This is a genomic window from Flavobacterium sp., assembly GCF_030146175.1.
Classification (GTDB): domain Bacteria; phylum Bacteroidota; class Bacteroidia; order Flavobacteriales; family Flavobacteriaceae; genus Flavobacterium.
In genome coordinates this window covers 1-17477 of sequence record NZ_JASLCE010000104.1, presented here as the reverse complement: position 1 = coordinate 17477, position 17477 = coordinate 1, and the positions used below count along the sequence as shown (strand labels likewise).

General features: G+C 39.9%; 18 protein-coding genes. 10 read left to right on the top strand and 8 right to left on the bottom strand.

The window, feature by feature from the left end; genetic code table 11:
• Positions 1–54: 54 nt before the first annotated feature.
• The gene (locus Q1R07_RS11840; RefSeq protein WP_300490390.1) at positions 55–1107 is read left to right on the top strand and encodes a Fic family protein; all 1053 of its coding nucleotides are present in this window, start codon (positions 55–57) and stop codon (positions 1105–1107) included.
• A 29-nt stretch (positions 1108–1136) separates the two neighbouring features.
• Here the strand turns inward: Q1R07_RS11840 and Q1R07_RS11835 are convergent, their stop codons facing one another.
• Positions 1137–1778, bottom strand: coding sequence for a protein-L-isoaspartate(D-aspartate) O-methyltransferase (locus Q1R07_RS11835; RefSeq protein ID WP_300490387.1), 642 nt, complete (start codon positions 1776–1778; stop codon positions 1137–1139).
• Positions 1779–1946: 168 nt separating this feature from the next.
• On the opposite strand from Q1R07_RS11835, the gene Q1R07_RS11830 reads away from it, so the two are divergent.
• The 9 genes from Q1R07_RS11830 (at position 1947) to Q1R07_RS11790 (ending at position 10199) form a co-directional block, all read left to right on the top strand.
• Positions 1947–2912 (top strand): Gfo/Idh/MocA family oxidoreductase, encoded by a 966-nt coding sequence (locus tag Q1R07_RS11830; RefSeq protein ID WP_300490384.1) that lies wholly within the window; start codon positions 1947–1949, stop codon positions 2910–2912.
• Positions 2913–2914: 2 nt separating this feature from the next.
• Positions 2915–3427, top strand: a complete 513-nt coding sequence (locus Q1R07_RS11825; protein WP_300490381.1) for a mechanosensitive ion channel domain-containing protein — start codon at positions 2915–2917, stop codon at positions 3425–3427.
• Between the two features lie 2 nt (positions 3428–3429).
• On the top strand, positions 3430–4317 hold the full coding sequence (locus Q1R07_RS11820; protein ID WP_300490378.1) for a 3-hydroxybutyryl-CoA dehydrogenase: 888 nt from the start codon (positions 3430–3432) through the stop codon (positions 4315–4317).
• 66 nt (positions 4318–4383) lie between these two features.
• Positions 4384–5604 carry a DUF1015 domain-containing protein gene (locus Q1R07_RS11815; protein WP_300490374.1) on the top strand — a complete coding sequence of 407 codons (1221 nt, stop codon included), beginning with the start codon at positions 4384–4386 and terminating at the stop codon, positions 5602–5604.
• Positions 5605–5629: 25 nt separating this feature from the next.
• The gene (locus Q1R07_RS11810; protein WP_300490508.1) at positions 5630–6289 is read left to right on the top strand and encodes a YggS family pyridoxal phosphate-dependent enzyme; all 660 of its coding nucleotides are present in this window, start codon (positions 5630–5632) and stop codon (positions 6287–6289) included.
• Positions 6290–6317: 28 nt separating this feature from the next.
• Entirely contained in the window at positions 6318–7679 is a 1362-nt protein-coding gene (locus tag Q1R07_RS11805) for an exonuclease domain-containing protein (RefSeq protein WP_300490370.1), read from the top strand.
• A 12-nt stretch (positions 7680–7691) separates the two neighbouring features.
• Positions 7692–8531 carry an ion transporter gene (locus Q1R07_RS11800; protein WP_300490367.1) on the top strand — a complete coding sequence of 280 codons (840 nt, stop codon included), beginning with the start codon at positions 7692–7694 and terminating at the stop codon, positions 8529–8531.
• Entirely contained in the window at positions 8524–9453 is a 930-nt protein-coding gene (miaA, locus tag Q1R07_RS11795; protein ID WP_300490364.1) for a tRNA (adenosine(37)-N6)-dimethylallyltransferase MiaA, read from the top strand. Before Q1R07_RS11800 ends, miaA begins: the two co-directional genes overlap by 8 nt.
• Before the next feature lie 2 nt (positions 9454–9455).
• A complete protein-coding gene (locus tag Q1R07_RS11790) occupies positions 9456–10199 on the top strand; it encodes an acyl-ACP thioesterase domain-containing protein (RefSeq protein WP_300490362.1) in 744 nt (247 codons plus the stop codon).
• 152 nt (positions 10200–10351) lie between these two features.
• Here Q1R07_RS11790 and Q1R07_RS11785 read toward each other — a convergent pair whose 3' ends face one another.
• The 7 genes from Q1R07_RS11785 to recN all read right to left on the bottom strand — a co-directional run bounded on the left by Q1R07_RS11785 (position 10352) and on the right by recN (position 17453).
• Positions 10352–11068 carry a response regulator transcription factor gene (locus Q1R07_RS11785; RefSeq protein WP_136402546.1) on the bottom strand — a complete coding sequence of 239 codons (717 nt, stop codon included), beginning with the start codon at positions 11066–11068 and terminating at the stop codon, positions 10352–10354.
• Positions 11069–11072: 4 nt separating this feature from the next.
• Positions 11073–12659, bottom strand: a complete 1587-nt coding sequence (locus Q1R07_RS11780; RefSeq protein ID WP_300490357.1) for a HAMP domain-containing sensor histidine kinase — start codon at positions 12657–12659, stop codon at positions 11073–11075.
• A gap of 71 nt (positions 12660–12730) precedes the next feature.
• Positions 12731–13315: a dephospho-CoA kinase gene (coaE, locus tag Q1R07_RS11775; RefSeq protein ID WP_300490355.1), complete on the bottom strand. Its 585-nt coding sequence runs from the start codon at positions 13313–13315 to the stop codon at positions 12731–12733.
• 3 nt (positions 13316–13318) lie between these two features.
• A complete protein-coding gene (locus Q1R07_RS11770; protein WP_300490352.1) occupies positions 13319–14317 on the bottom strand; it encodes a glycosyltransferase in 999 nt (332 codons plus the stop codon).
• 102 nt (positions 14318–14419) lie between these two features.
• The gene (locus tag Q1R07_RS11765) at positions 14420–15250 is read right to left on the bottom strand and encodes an SDR family oxidoreductase (protein ID WP_300490349.1); all 831 of its coding nucleotides are present in this window, start codon (positions 15248–15250) and stop codon (positions 14420–14422) included.
• Positions 15251–15260: 10 nt separating this feature from the next.
• Positions 15261–15785: a hypothetical protein gene (locus tag Q1R07_RS11760; protein ID WP_300490347.1), complete on the bottom strand. Its 525-nt coding sequence runs from the start codon at positions 15783–15785 to the stop codon at positions 15261–15263.
• A 12-nt stretch (positions 15786–15797) separates the two neighbouring features.
• Positions 15798–17453, bottom strand: coding sequence for a DNA repair protein RecN (gene recN, locus Q1R07_RS11755; RefSeq protein ID WP_300490345.1), 1656 nt, complete (start codon positions 17451–17453; stop codon positions 15798–15800).
• Positions 17454–17477 lie beyond the last annotated feature (24 nt).

Genomic DNA, 17477 nt, shown 5'->3' with positions numbered 1-17477 from the left:
AAGTGTTTTACATTTGCTGATTTATGACTAAAATTGTCATGAAAAGCCTGAAACATGAAAGACCTACTCAAAAACGCCCGCGAACAAAAAGGACTTAAAACCCGCGAAGTGGCGCAGATGCTTCAGATCGATCAGGCATTGATTAGTAAATTTGAAAACGGTCAGCGTAAACCAACACGCGAACAACTTGTCAAACTGGCTACCTTACTCGAAATCGATTTCGACACCTTATTGGTCAACTGGCTTAAAGAAAAGATTCTCTACGAAGTCGGTCAGGACGAATTGGCTTTAAAAGCGATACAAATGGCCGAGGAAGAACTCAAACGCAACGCTTTTACCAAAACCTATTCCATACCGGCTGCACTGCAAATTCTATTACACGAGATCGACAATTTAAAGGAAAAAGTAACACGCTTCCGGTCGTTCGAAACCGAAACCATCCGGCAAACCCTTGCGCTGGATTATATATTTTGCAGCAATCAGTTGGATGGAGCGGCTTTTTCACTGGACGAAACCCGTGCCGTAATTCAGAAAGGCGAAACCATTTCCGGGAAAAGTATGCGGGAACACCTCGAAGCGATCAACCATCAGGAAGCCATTCGTTACCTCGAAAGTCTTCCGGAAAAGAATAGTTTTATAGCCGAAAAAGATATTTTCACGCTTCACAATCTGATCGTCCGCGGTATTGCTCCCGACGAATCCGGAAAATACCGAAGTACGGACAATATTCCAAACAATAGTTCCGACACCTTACCCCGTGCCAACAGTATTCCAAAACTAATGGGCGACCTATTTTTATGGTACGAAACCAATAAAAATAAATTACATCCGGTGATTCTGGCGGGTGAAATCCTTTCGCAGTTCTGTTTTATACAGGCTTTTACACACGGGAACAATAAGGTTGCCCGTTTGGTAATGAATTCCATTTTAATCCAACACGGTTATCTTTATGCTTTGATCAAAGGTGATCCGGCCTCCAAAATAGTGTTTGAAAATGCGCTGAATGAAGCCAATACAACTCAAAACAAAGAAAACCTGTTGCTAATCGTAGCTCAGGCGGAAAAAGAAAGTCTGGAACGCTACCTCAACCTGTTGGTGCATCAATAAAAAAACGTCCACCAAGGCGGACGTTTTCATTAATTTTTATCTTCCAGCAAAGGAACGAATCGGAAGTCACCTAATTCGTGCTTTTCAAATTGTGTTTCGTTTTTACGGATCAGCAAGGTCATCACCTGAACATCTTCTCCCAATGGAATAACAAGTCGGCCGCCAATTTTAAGTTGCGCCATAAGCGGTTGTGGAATAAACGGTGCTCCGGCTGTTACGATAATACTATCGAAAGGCGCAAAATTTGGCAATCCTTTATAGCCGTCGCCAAATGACAATTGTTTCGGGCGAATTCCCAGTTTTGGCAATAATAAAGACGTGCTTTTAAACAGCTCGTTCTGGCGTTCCACACTGTACACTTTTGCCCCCATCAGACACAAAACGGCCGTTTGATAACCCGAACCCGTTCCGATTTCCAGTACTTTGTCGTCTTTTTTCACCTGTAATAATTCCGATTGAAACGCTACCGTGTAGGGTTGCGAAATCGTCTGCCCGGCTCCGATCGGAAAGGCCTTATCCTGGTAGGCAAAATCTTCAAATCCTGAATTTAAAAACAGATGTCTCGGGATTTTTTTAATGGCTTCCAATACATTTCTGTCCGTAATACCTTTTTGTTGTAATACGGTTACCAGCTGATTTCGAAGTCCTTGATGTTTGGCAGTATCTCTCACTTTTATGGCAATTATTAAAGGGTAAAAATAACAAACAAATTTACAATTTGAAATCCATCTCCGGAAATTATTAACACGGTCTTCTCCTTAAAAAAATCCCCTAACTTTTAAATTTGAAATAGAAGTTTTTACGTCGAAATCTTTTATTTTTGTTGAAAATAGATGCTCATGCTAAAAGTTGGCGTATTAGGTGCCGGCCACCTTGGAAAAATACATTTGCGATTACTCAATCAATCTGAAAAATATGAATTAGTAGGGTTTTACGACCCGAATACCGATAATGCCGAAAAAGTGGCTCAGGAATTCGGTTACCGGAAATTCGACTCGATCACAGCGCTTATTCAGGCTGTTGACGTGGTTGATATTGTAACTCCTACCCTTTCGCATTTCGATTGTGCCAAAGAAGCGATCGAAAATGGAAAACACGTTTTTTTGGAAAAACCCATCGCGAATACGGTAGAAGAAGCACGTGAAATTATTGCGCTGGCAACCAAACATCAGGTTAAAGGTCAGGTAGGTCATGTGGAACGTTTTAACCCGGCTTTTAAAGCGGTAAAAGACAAAATCGAAAATCCGATGTTTATCGAAACGCACCGTCTGGCGGAGTTTAATCCGCGTGGTACCGATGTTCCGGTAGTACTGGATCTGATGATTCACGATATCGACGCGATTCTAAGTGTGGTACAATCCAAAGTAAAAAATATTAGCGCCAGTGGTGTTTCGGTGATCAGCGATTCTCCGGACATTGCCAATGCCCGTATTGAGTTCGAAAACGGTTGTGTGGCCAACGTAACTTCCAGTCGGATTTCGATGAAAAACATGCGTAAAGCCCGTTTTTTCCAGAAAGATGCCTATATTTCGGTGGATTACCTCGAGAAAATCTGCGAAGTGGTGAAAATGAAAGACGCTCCGGAAGTACCCGGCGATTTTGATATGATCCTTCAAAATGCCGAAGGGGTCAAAAAGCAAATCTATTACGACAATCCGAGTGTGGAACAAAACAATGCCATTCTGGACGAACTGGAGACTTTTGCCGATGCCATCAACAACAATACAACACCAATTGTAACATTGGAAGACGGAACAGAGGCACTTCGTGTGGCACATCAAATTATTGACTGTTTTAAAAAATAACCATGATCCAAAAGTTGCTTCAGGATACGGAAACGCTGGTACATTTCGCAATTATTTGCGGACTGACGTTGCTATTCTCGTATTTTGCCAATTTGTATCTAAAGCGACTGATCTTCAAAAAATCCAACATCATAGACAGCGATCCGACGAATTATGTTTTTTTTAAACATTTCGCGACCGCTATTATCTATCTTTTCGGATTTGGATGGGCATTGCTCACCTTACCGATCGCCAAAACCTACGGTCATTCGTTACTCGCCGGTGCCGGTGTAACCACCTTAATCGCCGGATTTGCCTCACAACAGGCACTGAGCAATATCGTAGGCGGTATTTTTATCCTGATTTTCAAACCATTTCGCGTAAACGATTATATCGAATTTCAGGGCAAATCGGGACGTGTACTGGAAGTAAATTTACACGACACCATTATTCTGGACGATACCCAAAACAGGATTATCATCCCGAATACGTTACTATCAAACGGAATCATAACAAACATTAAAAAACAACCATAAAAATGAAAAACATAGCTGTAATCGGAGCCGGAACAATGGGCAACGGAATTGCGCATACTTTTGCACAAAGCGGTTTTAAAGTATTATTAATCGATATTTCCGAAAAATCACTGGAAAAAGGAATGGCTACCATCGTAGGTAACCTGGATCGTATGATTGCCAAAGGAACCATTACCGAAGCCGACAAAAAAGCGACTATCGAAAACATCATCACCTATACCGATATTGCAGACGGTGTGGTAAATGCTGACCTGGTTGTAGAAGCAGCTACGGAAAATGTAACGTTAAAACTGAACATTTTTAAACAACTAAGCGAGGTTTGTAATGAAAATACCATTTTAGCTTCCAATACTTCTTCCATTTCCATTACGCAGATTGCTTCTGTGGTGAAAAACCCGGCACGTGTTATCGGAATGCACTTTATGAACCCGGTGCCGATTATGAAACTGGTCGAAATCATCCGCGGTTATAACACGACAGACGAAGTAACCAAAACGATTATGGAGTTGTCTGTAAAACTAGGTAAAACACCAGTGGAAGTAAACGACTATCCCGGATTTGTAGCTAATCGTATTTTAATGCCAATGATCAACGAATCTATCGAAACGCTATACAATGGCGTAGCCGGTGTATCCGAAATCGATACGGTAATGAAACTGGGAATGGCACATCCGATGGGACCATTGCAATTAGCTGATTTTATCGGATTGGACGTATGTCTTTCGATCCTTAACGTAATGTACGACGGATTTAAAAATCCGAAATACGCACCTTGCCCATTATTGGTAAACATGGTAATGGCTGGAAAACTGGGTGTAAAATCCGGTGAAGGTTTCTACGATTATTCCGAAAGCAAAAAAGCAGAGAAAGTTGCGAAAATGTTCGCATAATGATACGTATACCCGATTGGCAATTGGTAATTTCGGTTATCAATTGCCAATTTTAATTTCGATTCAATGGCTATAATACAACCTTTTAAAGCGGTTCATCCTACGGCAGACAAAGTAAGTCTGGTGACTTCCCGTTCGTACGACGATTACGGGGCAACCGAGTTGGCTGCTTACCTGGAGTTTAATCCGTTTTCCTTTTTGCATATTTTAAATCCGGCGTATATGAACCAGCAAAAAATCGGTTTTGACAAGCGCTTTAAAGCTGTGGCTCATAAATATGCCGATTTTAAGCGGGACGGGATTCTGGTTCAGGAAGAAAAGGCGGTATTGTATCTGTACCAGATCGAATCCAAAAACCATGCGTTTATCGGAATCCTGGCCGGAACCTCCATCAAGGATTATCAGGATAACGTGATCAAAAAACACGAAGATACGTTACAGTATCGTGTGGATTTATTTAAAGATTATTTGCATCAAACCGGTTTTAATACCGAACCTGTATTGATCACCTATAACAGTACTACCGCTTTAAGCGAATGGATCACAGCGAAATCGCAGGAACGTCCGCTATTGGACTTTTCTACGACAAATAAAGAGAAACATACGCTCTGGAAGATTGCAGACGAAAACGAAATCCAATGGCTACAGGAACAATTTAAAAGCATTGGCGATTTGTATATTGCCGACGGTCATCATCGTTCTGCATCGGCGGAATTATTATACGAACAGGACAAAAATTCCGGGAATCAGAATCTGGATTATTTTATGAGTTATCTGATTGCCGATACCAACGTAAAAATATACGAATACAACCGATTGATTCGCGATTTGAATGGTTTTACCAAAGATGATTTTATCAAAAAACTGGCCGATAATTTTGTGATCAAAAGCAAAAAGCAGGAATTGTGGAAACCAAAGCATAAATTTGAGTTCGGTATGTATCTGGATAACGATTTTTATTCTTTAAAACTTAAAGAAGAAAACTTTATCTTTGATGATGCCTTGTCCGGGTTAGATGCTCAGATTCTTTACAAAACGGTTTTACAACCGATACTGGGTATTGAAGATTTGCGAACGGACGACAGAATTGCATATGTTCCCGGTACAAAATCCATTACAACCATCAAAGAACAGGTCGATAATGGCGAATTTGAAGTCGGTTTTATGCTCTTCCCGATTAATATTAAAGAAATTAAGGATCTGGCCGATGCCAATTTGATCATGCCACCAAAAAGCACGTTTATCGAACCGAAGTTCAGAAGCGGTCTTGTGGTTTATGAAATTTAATTTTGGCAAAAACAGTAATGACGCTATGACAATACGTGAAAATCTTACCGCAATACAAGCAGGCTTACCGGAACAGGTTACGCTGGTAGCCGTTTCCAAAACCAAACCCGTTTCCGATTTAATGGAAGCCTATGAAGCCGGTCAGCGTATTTTCGGTGAAAATAAGATCCAGGAAATGACCGAGAAATGGGAACAAATGCCTAAGGATATCCAATGGCATATGATTGGACATGTTCAGACCAATAAAGTGAAATATATGGCGCCTTATGTGAGCCTAATTCACGGTGTGGACAGTTTAAAATTATTACAGGAAATTAACAAGCAGGCGCAAAAAAACAATCGGGTTATCGATTGCCTGCTGCAGATATATATAGCCGAAGAAGAAAGCAAATTCGGATTGGATGAAAACGAATTAAAAACATTGCTCACTTCCGATGCTTTACAGGACTTACAAAACGTGCGAATTACGGGATTAATGGGAATGGCAACCTTTACCGATAGTAAAGCACAAATTAAAAAAGAATTTAGCCGTTTAAAAGCTATCTTTGACACGTATAAAAATAACAAAACCCAAACTACTGACCTTTCCATTTTATCTATGGGCATGTCGGGCGATTATGCGATTGCTATCGACTGCGGCAGTACAATGGTACGGATCGGAAGCAGTATTTTTGGCTCCCGCTAACCGCGAATTTTAAAACTCAGACACAGAATTGTACGCTATACTTGACATAGAAACGACAGGAGGACAATATAACGAAGAGGGCATTACCGAAATTGCTATCTATCGTTTCGACGGCCATGAAGTGGTTGATCAGTTTATTAGTCTGGTCAATCCTGAAATTCCCATACAACCGTTTGTAGTTAAACTGACCGGTATTAATAATGCCATGCTGCGTTCGGCTCCTAAATTTTATGAAGTCGCCAAACGCATCATCGAAATCACACAGGATTGTATTATCGTAGCCCATAATGCGGCTTTCGATTATCGCGTGCTCCGTATGGAATTCCGCCGACTGGGTTATGAATTCAACCGAAATACGCTGTGTACTGTGGAGCTGTCCAAAAAACTAATTCCCGACCAACCTTCCTACAGTCTTGGAAAACTGGTTCGTAGTCTTGGAATTCCAATCGCCGACCGTCACCGCGCAACCGGCGATGCAATGGCTACCGTAAAGCTGTTTAAAATGCTTTTGTCCAAGGATCTTAAAAAGGAAATCGTTACCACGTTTATCAAAAAGGAAATCAAATCCGGGATGTCGCCAAAATTGCTGGATATTGTGGAAGGTATTCCATCCAAAACCGGCATTTACTATATCCATCGCGAAGACGGAACCATTATTTATATCGGCAAAAGCAAAAACATAAAAAAACGCGTAAACCAGCATTTTACAGGGACTTCCCGTAAGGCTAAAAAAATACAAAACGAGGTCTACGCCGTCACTTTTGAAGAAACCGGTAGCGAATTGATTGCGCTTTTAAAAGAAAGCGAAGAAATCAAGATCAACAAACCGGTTTATAACCGCGCCCAACGCAAAACCATCTTTCCATGGGCTTTATATGCCGAAAAAGACAGTGAGGGTTATTTGAGCCTTCGTCTGGCTAAAGCCGATGGTCGTAAAAAAGAGATCACCTCTTTTGTAACCGTTGTGGAAGGTAAAAACTTCCTGCATAAGATTACTGTCGAATACCAGTTATGTCAGAAGATCAATGGTTTGTACGACACTAAAAAAGGTTGTTTTCAATACGATATCAAACAATGTAACGGCGCTTGTATCGGTAAGGAAAGTCCTGCAGAATACAATGTACGCGTACAGGATTTTATTGACAACTATCAGTTTCAGAACCAAAATATGGTTATTGTGGATCGCGGTCGCAGTATCGACGAAAGAACGGCCATATTGGTAGAAAACGGCATTTATAAAGGCTATTGTTTTTACGACCTGAATTATCAGATCAATAATATCGATATTCTAAAAAAGATCATTATCCCGATGGAAAACAACCGGGACACACGCAATATTATCCAGAATTACCTGCGAAAGAAAAAAGTCAACAAAGTAGTAACGTTTTAACACCTAACCGTTTTGAAAGCTTTAAAAACCAAATACGATCTTTTTAAGCAAAAAACGTATATTGTTATTTATGGTTCCAATACGTTTGCCGGACGTCTTTTCGATTTGGCCTTATTGGGTGTTATTCTATTGAGTGTTTTACTGGTAATGCTCGAATCGATCGAAAAACTCGATTTGAAGCACCATACATTTATCGTGGTTTCGGAATGGATTATCACCGTGTTTTTCAGTATCGAATACGCACTCCGAATCATTTGTAACAGACGTCCGCTACAATATATTTTTAGCTTTTACGGTATCGTGGATCTTATTTCCATCTTACCGATGTATTTGTCCTTTTTTGTCCCCGGATCACGAATGTTGTCTGTTATCAGAGCCTTACGACTACTTCGTTTGTTTGGAATTCTGAATCTGGTGCATTTTACCGGTCAGGAATCCCAGCTAAAACTGGCCATTAAAGCCAGTCGAACCAAAATCATCGTATTTATTTACTTTATTTTGGTGGTTTCCATTTTACTTGGCGCCATCATGTATGTTATCGAAGGTCCGGAAAGCGGGTTTACCAGTATTCCGGTAAGCATTTACTGGTGTATTGTTACCCTTACAACCGTAGGCTATGGCGATATTGCTCCGATCACAACCTTAGGTCAGATTATCGCGGCTTTTATTATGATCATGGGTTATGGTATCATTGCAGTTCCAACCGGTATCGTAACAGCCGAGTTTGCCAACGCCAAACGAAATGCTCCGGATATAGACGGAAAACGAAAATGTCCGTCCTGTACAACCATCATTTATAACGAAGATTCCAGATATTGCCATCATTGTGGCGAAAAATTAACAAATGGCTAACTACCTGATCACCATTATAGGCCCAACCGCTATTGGCAAAACGGCTTTAAGCATAGAACTCGCCCGACATTTTAAATGCGATATCCTTTCCTGCGACAGTCGTCAGTTTTTTAAAGAAATGACCATCGGTACCGCGGTGCCGTCTGCTACTGAACTTGCCGCAGCGCCGCATCATTTTATCCAGCATATTTCGGTTTTCGATCCGTATACGGTTGGTGATTTCGAAAGAGACGCTACAACCAAGCTCGACGAACTGTTTGCTAAAAACAATGTCCAGATTATGGTGGGCGGTTCCGGTTTGTATGTAGATGCCATTTTAAAGGGTTTTGATGATTTTCCGGACATCGATCCGTCGGTACGGGAAAACATTCGGGAAAACTACGAAAACACAGGAATTACCTACCTTCAGGAAGAACTCGCACGACTCGATCCGGAATATTATCAAAAAATATATGCCAAAAATCCGCAAACATTACAAAACCCACAGCGTATGATGCGTTTTGTGGAAGTTAGTCTTGGTAGCGGAAAACCGTATTCTTCCTTTCTGAATCAGAAAAAAAATGCACGCAATTTTATTCCGGTAGTCATCGGACTGGAAGCAGAGCGCGAAGTAATGTACGACCGTATCAATCGCCGTGTGGATCTGATGTTGGATGCCGGTTTGCTCGAAGAAGCCAAATTGCTTTATCCCAATAAAACGTTAAACGCCTTACAAACCGTCGGTTATCGGGAATTATTTAGTTATTTTGACGGTGATTACACACTCGATTTTGCTATCGAAGAAATTAAAAAGAATACACGGCGCTTTGCCAAACGGCAGATTACCTGGTTTAAACGTACCGAAAACGCCCAATGGTTCGATTATAATACACCGGTTGAGCAGCTTATCGCGTATGCGGATCAACAAACCCAAAATACATAACAATGCCTATATCCCCTGATTTTACTTCCGTTTTCGAACACGAATGGGAAATTAATTTTACACAATGTACTCCTTTCGGTTACCTGAAATATGTCGATTTGTGCAATATCCTGCAATTAACAGCTGCAGAACATTCCATTCACGGTGGATTGAGTTTTAATGATATGCAACAACACGATCAGGCCTGGGTTTTGAGTCGTATTCGCGTAGAAATAACCGACGTTCTTCCCAAATGGATGGACAAAGTAACCGTTAAAACCTGGATCGAAGACCTACAGGGTTCGCGTTCCATCCGAAATATCGAAATGTATCTGAATGGAAAAAAACTAGCCGGAGCGTCTACTTTTTGGGCGGTTTTTAATACCAAACTCCGAAAAGCCGAAGCCTTGGCGTTACCACATGAACATTTTGAGAAATATCCGGAATGGCATGCCACCGAACAGCACTTTTCCAAGATTAATGTTTCCCGCGATACGGAAACGGTAGCCAACCGAAATGTGGTATTATCTGATCTGGACATTGTGAATCACGTAAACAACGTAAAATACCTGGAATGGTGTTTGGATACGCTCGATGCTAAAGCCGTCCTGAAACAGGAAATCAAAAGCTTTGAAATGAATTTTTTACGGGAATTGAGCCTGAATGATACGATCTCGATTCATAAAACACCGGAAGTCAAACCAACTTATTTTTCGGTTGCTAAAGCCGATAAAACCTGTTTCGCACTACAATTGGACTGGAAATAAGCGAACCCTATAATACACCTGACAGGTTTTTGAAACCACCTAAAACACCTGACAGGTTTCGAAAACCTGTCAGGTGTATTCAATAAGTCATAAAAAAAGCGCCCGGATTCAAATCCGGGCGCTTCTTTTTTTCTAAGTAGCTTGGGTGCTTTTTATTCTGTAACTTTATTTTTGATCACCAAACGGAAACCTTCTCCGTGGATGTTCAGGATTTCAACATCCTCATCCTGTTTCAGGTATTTACGTAATTTGGCAATATAAACGTCCATACTTCTTGAGGTGAAGTAGTTGTCGTCTCTCCAAATTTTGGTTAATGCTAATTCTCTTGGCATCAAATCGTTTTCATGTAAGGCCAACATTTTTAGCAATTCATTTTCTTTTGGTGACAATTTGATCGGCTCCTCATTCTGGAACGAAAGGAAACGCAATTTGGAGTTCAGATGGAATTTACCAATCTGGAATTCAAATTTTGTATTGTCTGTTTTTACTTCTGAAGCTTTACGCTGAATGATCGCTTTGATCTTCATCAATAAAACTTCCGAGTCAAAAGGCTTGTTCAAATAATCATCTGCACCTACTTTATACCCTTTTAAAACGTCTTCTTTCATTGATTTGGCCGTTAAAAAGATAATCGGCACTTCTTTATTTTTCTCGCGGATTTCTCTCGCTAAGGTATAACCATCTTTGTAAGGCATCATTACGTCCAAAATACATAAATCGAAGTTGTCTTTTTTGAATTTTTCGAAACCTTCCATTCCGTTTTTGGCTAAAGTAACTTCAAAATCATTTATTAAAAGGTAATCTTTGAGCACTGCTCCAAAATTGGGGTCATCTTCTACTAAAAGAATTTTTTTGTTAGTCGTATCCATATCATTAATTTATTAGTGGCATTTTTATAATGAAGGTACTTCCTTTTCCCTTCTCACTTTCAACGAATATCTGACCGTTATGGTCTTCAACAATTCGCTTTACATAGGCTAATCCAAGCCCGTGTCCTTTTACATTGTGTAAATCGCCGGTATGTTCCCGGTAAAATTTCTCAAAAATTCTTTTTTGAGCCACTTTACTCATTCCCGCTCCGTGATCTTTTACTTTTATCAGTATAAAATCTTTGACATTTTCTGTTATCACGTCAATTATCGGTGCTTCCGGTGAATATTTTATTGCATTATCCAGTATGTTAACCATTACATTCGTAAAATGTACGTCGTTTAACAATATCGTGGTTCGTTTGGCATTCAGATGTTCTTTAATGATCCCGCCGCGGTCTTCCACAATAAGGTTAACATGCTCCATTGCATCTTCTATTATCGTATGAACATCTGTTGGTTCTTTACTGATTTCCAATTCCCGTTTTTCAAGCTTGGAAATCCGCAGTACATTTTCTACCTGTGCGTGCATTCGTTTGTTCTCATCCCGTATCATTTGCAGGTAGCGTTGTACTTTTTCTTTATCATCGATGATCTTTGGGTTTTTAATCGCATCCAAAGCCAGATTGATCGTGGCAATAGGTGTTTTAAACTCATGGGTCATATTGTTGATAAAGTCGGTTTTGATCTCCGAAATCTGTTTTTGTCGTATCAGCTGGTTTAGTGCGCTAAAATAGGCTACAATAATGACCAGCGTAAAGATGATGGAAAGGGTGGTTATACCGACCAATGACGAAAAAAGGAATTTATTTTTTTGTGGAAAACTCAACAATAGCTGGTATTTGCTTTGTCCTTCGTTATCCGGAAACACCGGAATACTGTAGGTTGAGTTTTTATCGTAATTAAAATTTTCCGATTTTACTTTGGTGGCCAGCATATTGCTGTAAATTCCAAACTCAAAAGGCGTCTTCACACCGTACTGACTGAGTTCGTTTTGCAGCATATTGTGCAGCTTCTCTTTCGAAACACGCTCCTGAATCGGTTTTAAACCTACGATATCCTTAAAGTAAATCTCAAACTGGGCTTTATCCAGAATATCGAGATTTCCTTCCTTTTCGATCGTTACATCAGGCATTGGTGCTTTCTGAAAAGTTGCGGCATTATCGACCACATTTCCATTATAGATTTCTGTTTTTCGTTTCGCTACGAAACTTTTGAGCGAAACGGAGTCAGATCTTTTATCAAAGAACGAACGGTTTAAATTGTAATCTTCTAAAACGATGGTATTGGAGTAAATGATTTGCTCGTTGGTTTTCGGATCGCGTTTTACATAAAAATACTCTAACAAATCGCTTTGTCTCGGTACTTTTCCAATACTGTCCTTTAACTTGTTGAACTTTTCATAGAACTCAAAGTACTCCTGTTGTTGTAGTTTATTCGCTACACTACCGATAACCTGTTGTACGTGGTACTTGAATTGTTCTTCGTTGTTCTTGTAGGAAGTATTAATCCAGAATAATTGTACCAGAATAATACCCACCAACGACAGGCTCATCAGGATTATCAATAAGAGGAATCTCGTTTTATTCATCAAAACAAAATTAACATTTTAACATTTATTCCTTAAAAACATTAACCAAAGATTAACATCTATGGCGGTTTTTACATTTTATTCAATTCTTTAAGAATTAAATCCACTTCTTTTAAAGAAATGACCAAATCGGTGTTGTCTATTATATAATCGCTAAATTCTGCTTTCCTCGCATCGTCCCACTGGTTTTTCATACGGTCGAGTACCTGATCGCGACTAACTTTATCCCGATTCATAACCCGTTCAATACGAATATCTTGCGGAGCCGTTACCAATATTATTTTATCGCAATCTTTATAACTACCGCTCTCAAAAAGAATTGCAGCTTCTTTAACTATAAAATTACTTTTTTTATTATTTTTTAACCATTTATCAAAATTTTCTTTAACAGCCGGATGTATAATTTCATTTAATTTTTTTAATAAATTAGGTGAAGAAAACACTAATTCTGCAATTTTTTTGCGATTTAATTTTTCATTTTCTACAACATTCTCGTCAAAAATTTCCCGGACTTTTTTTACAATTTCAGGATCGTCCATTATTCTTTTCGCCTGATCATCAGCTATATAAACCGGAATACCTTTCGAATGAATATATTCCGCGATGGTCGACTTCCCACTTCCGATCCCGCCGGTGAGTCCTACAATTTTTGTCATGTCTTATTTTTTAAAAAATAATTCCGGAAATGCCTTTTCCGGCTGTTTTTTTAGTACAGTTATCCTAAAAAACGATTTAAAAAAGCCGATTCCGTAGCCGTAAAATTGAATTACGGCGGCTATAACCGCTAAAAACCCAATCTTTAAACTCGCATTTTCAATGATTCCCGATAGGAATAAAATCGCAAAATATAAAGCATAACACTGAAAAAGCAACGGAATTCCAAATGCATAAAGCGCTATCGCAACCAGAAATCCAAAGCAAAATAAGGTTGGAAACCAGAAGGTTATTTTCCGGTATTTTGGATACCAGGAATCCAATATTGGTCTTGCTTTTCCAAATTTATTGACCTGTTTATAGAATTTACTCCAATCAATACGTCGTTTATGATATACATACGAATCTTTGTACAATCTGGTTTCAAATCCCATTTCCCACAGTCGTATCGACAGATCCGGATCTTCTCCCGGATGAATGTTTCCAAATCCTCCGGAGGCTTCAAATGCTTTTTTAGACAAGCCCATATTAAAGCTTCGCGGCTGGAATTTTCCGATTTTTTCGGAACCGCCCCGAATACCGCCCGTGGTCAGAAATGCCGTCATCGTAAAATTAATGGCCTTCTGAATGTCCGAAAAAGAATCCAATGCATTGTCAGGTCCGCCAAAACAATCTACATAGTTTTTTTGTAGGTTATTGGCTATGGAAGTTACGTAATTTTCCGGTAAGATGCAATCGGAATCCAAAATAATAAAATAGCGTCCGATAGCTTTTCGCATTCCGTAGTTACGGGAATCGCCCGGCCCGGAATTGGGTTTGTTGTAATAGGAAATAAACAATTTGCTTTTAAACGCCTCCACAACCGTTTCACACGGAATAGTAGAGCCGTCTTCCACTATCACGACTTCGAAAGCTTCGTTATAATTCTGTCGCACCAAACTTTGCAACAGTTCCTCAATTTCATCCGGTCGGTTATACACCGGAATTATCAATGAAAAATACATGGGTTCTTTATTTTTTAACAAAGATAAACTTTATAAAAAGAAAAAAACCACCTCAAAGAGATGGTTTTCACGAGTAATTCTATTTTCAATTACGCTATACTTTTAGTCGTTTTTATTGGCTAATCCTTCTTCGAAAGCTTCCATTACTTCCTGACTTACTCCCATATTCGAGAATCCTCCGTCATGTAACAGGTTTTGCAACGTTACTTTTTTAGTAAGATCCGAGAACATCATTACGGTATAGTTAGCACAGTCTAAAGCAGAAGCATTTCCTAGCGGCGACATTTTATCGGCGAAAGAAATAAATCCACCGAAACCTTTTACTCCCTGACCGGCAGTCGTTGGCGTAGGCGATTGTGAAATCGTGTTTACACGTACTTTTTTGTCTCTTCCGAAGAAATATCCGAAGCTACGTGCGATCGACTCTAAATAGGCTTTATTATCGGCCATATCGTTATAATCCGGGAATACACGTTGTGCCGCCATATAGGTTAAGGCTACGATACTTCCCCATTCGTTCATGGCGTCTTTTTTGTATAAAACCTGCATTACTTTATGGAAGGATACCGCAGATACGTCCCATCCTTTTTCTGTAAAATCATAATTCTGATTCGTATAGTGGTTTCCTTTTCTTACATTTACAGACATCCCAATGGAGTGCAAAACGAAGTCAATCTTACCACCAAGGATTTCCATTGCCTTTTCTACCAGGTTTTCCAAATCTTCAACGGAAGTAGCATCAGCCGGAATTATCTGGGAACCTGTTTTTTCTGCCAACTGGTTGATCGTACCCATACGCATTGCAATCGGAGCATTGGACAAAACAAATGTTCCTCCCTCTTCATGTACGCGCTCAGCCGTTTTCCAGGCGATTGAATTCTCATCTAACGCTCCAAAAATGATCCCTCTTTTTCCTTTTAATAAATTGTACATAGCTATGTTTTTAAGTAAATTTCAATTTTAATTTTTCAAAAATAGTCATTTTATCTTTCACCCTGTTCATATTCATCTTCATATTCTCAATAAACTGAGCGCCAAACCCGTAGGACGCCGCTTTTTTATAGGCTTCATAAGCCGGAATCAGGTTAAATTCCATTTCATAAATCCGTCCCAATTCGCTATTATAGGATGCTTTATCGGCTCCTTCAAGTGTATTCAGCGTTTCGGCGATATGCTCTTTAGCCTCCTCTAATCGTCCCAGATCAACTAATAAATAGGTATAATTCAGGTAAGCCGCCGGGTATTTCGGGTCAAAACGCATGGCCAGTTTGTAGTGATAGGCTCCTTTTTCGTGATTACTCAGTTTCGTATAATAGATCCATCCCAGGTGATTGTGTGCTTTTCCAAAATCCGGATACTGATCCAGAATTTCTTCGAGAATTTCTTTTGCTTCGGACACATTTCCATCCGAAATCAAAGCATCAGCCCGGATGAACTGATTTTCGTAGTAACTAATATTTTCTTCCAAAACAAAATCCTTTTAATCCATTAATAACGATCGGGCGTGGTTTCGTGCCGAATCGGAGATATCTTTTCCGGAAAGCATTTCCGCGATCTCCACAATACGCTCCTCATTGGTCAGCAGTTTTAATTCGGAAACCGTGGTTTCTCCCTGTACGAATTTGAATACTTTATAATGCTGATTTCCTTTGGCGGCAATTTGCGGTAAATGCGTAATGGCAAAAACCTGCATTTTCCGACTCATCTTTTTCATAATATCCCCCATTTTATGGGCAATTTCCCCGGAAACTCCGGTATCAATTTCATCAAATATAATGGTTGGCAACTTGGTATAATTGGCCAGTATGGCTTTTACAGCCAGCATAATTCGCGACATTTCCCCTCCGGAAGCTACTTTTTTCAGCAATCCGAAACTGGTTCCTTTGTTGGCCGAAAACAACAATTGCGCTTCGTCTTTTCCCAATGGTAAAAACGTTTCCGACGGGCGGATATCGAATTCAAAACGGGCATTTGGCATACCCAGTTCCGCGAGTATTTCGGTTATTTGTCCGATTAAAACCGGTGCTGCTTTTGTACGGTTTGCCGAAATCGTTTCCGCCAATCCGTTTAAACTTTCTTTTAGCTCCGTTTCTTCCCGGTTTAAGGCTTCAATCCGGCTATCCATATCGTCGGCCTGAACAACTTTTTCGTCAAGCGCCTGTTGGATTGCCAACAGTTCGGCAACGGTATTTACCTGGTGCTTTTTCTGAAGCGAATAGATATTTTGTAATTTCTGATTGGTCAGTTCCAATTGTTCCGGGTCACTCATTAAGGCTTCAGAATGCCGTTGTAATTCATCGGCAATATCATCAAACTCAATCAGCACACTGGAAACCCGGTCGGACAAATCCTGATATTCTATAGACAACGGTGCTATTTTTAGCAAGGTCGCTTTGACTTCTTTTAAGTTCTGAATAAGTCCGATTTGCTCTTCATTAGCAATCATCATCGACTTATCCAGTGCTTCCCGAATAAATTCCACGTTGTTTAATCGTTCGAAAGCGGCTTCCAGTTCTTCCTGTTCGCCGTCTTTTAAATTGGCCGCCAATAGCTCTTCCAATAAAAAACTATTATAATCCTGTTCTTTTAACAAGGCGTCTTTTTCCGATTGCAATTGTTTTAATTGCGAACGGATGGCTTTATAACGCGACAAACGGGTTTTATAATCCTGTAACAAGTCCTGATGACCGGCTAAGGCATCCAGAATTTGCAACTGATAAGCTTCGTCTGTTAATTCCCGTGTTTGGTGTTGTGAATGAATATCCAGTAAAAAATCGCCCAACTCCTGTAATTCCTGTAGGTTTACCGGACTATCATTGACGAAAGCCCTCGATTTACCCGATGGCAGGATTTCCCTTCTAATGATGGTTGTCGTTTCGTAATCGAGATCGTTTTCCTCGAAAAAAGGCTGTAATGCGTAGGATTGAATTTCGAAATGTGCTTCGATCACACATTTCTGTTCTTTATCTTTTAGGGAGGTTAAATCCGCACGGCGTCCCAACACCAGGCCTAACGCGCCCAATAAGATCGACTTTCCTGCTCCGGTTTCCCCGGTTATAATCGAAAACTCGTTCGAAAAACGAATATCCAACTGTTCAATCAGAGCAAAATTTTTAATCGATAAGGATGTCAACATAATTTGTGCAGCGGTTTAGTAAAA

What these genes read in the sequence shown, in the direction of transcription:
- Q1R07_RS11840 (WP_300490390.1), top strand. Translation starts at nt 55, where the DNA reads ATGAAAGACCTACTCAAAAACGCCCGCGAACAAAAAGGACTTAAAACC.
- Q1R07_RS11830 (WP_300490384.1), top strand. Translation starts at nt 1,947, where the DNA reads ATGCTAAAAGTTGGCGTATTAGGTGCCGGCCACCTTGGAAAAATACAT.
- Q1R07_RS11825 (WP_300490381.1), top strand. Translation starts at nt 2,915, where the DNA reads ATGATCCAAAAGTTGCTTCAGGATACGGAAACGCTGGTACATTTCGCA.
- Q1R07_RS11820 (WP_300490378.1), top strand. Translation starts at nt 3,430, where the DNA reads ATGAAAAACATAGCTGTAATCGGAGCCGGAACAATGGGCAACGGAATT.
- Q1R07_RS11815 (WP_300490374.1), top strand. Translation starts at nt 4,384, where the DNA reads ATGGCTATAATACAACCTTTTAAAGCGGTTCATCCTACGGCAGACAAA.
- Q1R07_RS11810 (WP_300490508.1), top strand. Translation starts at nt 5,630, where the DNA reads ATGACAATACGTGAAAATCTTACCGCAATACAAGCAGGCTTACCGGAA.
- miaA (WP_300490364.1), top strand. Translation starts at nt 8,524, where the DNA reads ATGGCTAACTACCTGATCACCATTATAGGCCCAACCGCTATTGGCAAA.
- Q1R07_RS11790 (WP_300490362.1), top strand. Translation starts at nt 9,456, where the DNA reads ATGCCTATATCCCCTGATTTTACTTCCGTTTTCGAACACGAATGGGAA.
- Q1R07_RS11785 (WP_136402546.1), bottom strand. Translation starts at nt 11,068, where the DNA reads ATGGATACGACTAACAAAAAAATTCTTTTAGTAGAAGATGACCCCAAT.
- Q1R07_RS11780 (WP_300490357.1), bottom strand. Translation starts at nt 12,659, where the DNA reads ATGAATAAAACGAGATTCCTCTTATTGATAATCCTGATGAGCCTGTCG.
- coaE (WP_300490355.1), bottom strand. Translation starts at nt 13,315, where the DNA reads ATGACAAAAATTGTAGGACTCACCGGCGGGATCGGAAGTGGGAAGTCG.
- Q1R07_RS11770 (WP_300490352.1), bottom strand. Translation starts at nt 14,317, where the DNA reads ATGTATTTTTCATTGATAATTCCGGTGTATAACCGACCGGATGAAATT.
- Q1R07_RS11765 (WP_300490349.1), bottom strand. Translation starts at nt 15,250, where the DNA reads ATGTACAATTTATTAAAAGGAAAAAGAGGGATCATTTTTGGAGCGTTA.
- recN (WP_300490345.1), bottom strand. Translation starts at nt 17,453, where the DNA reads ATGTTGACATCCTTATCGATTAAAAATTTTGCTCTGATTGAACAGTTG.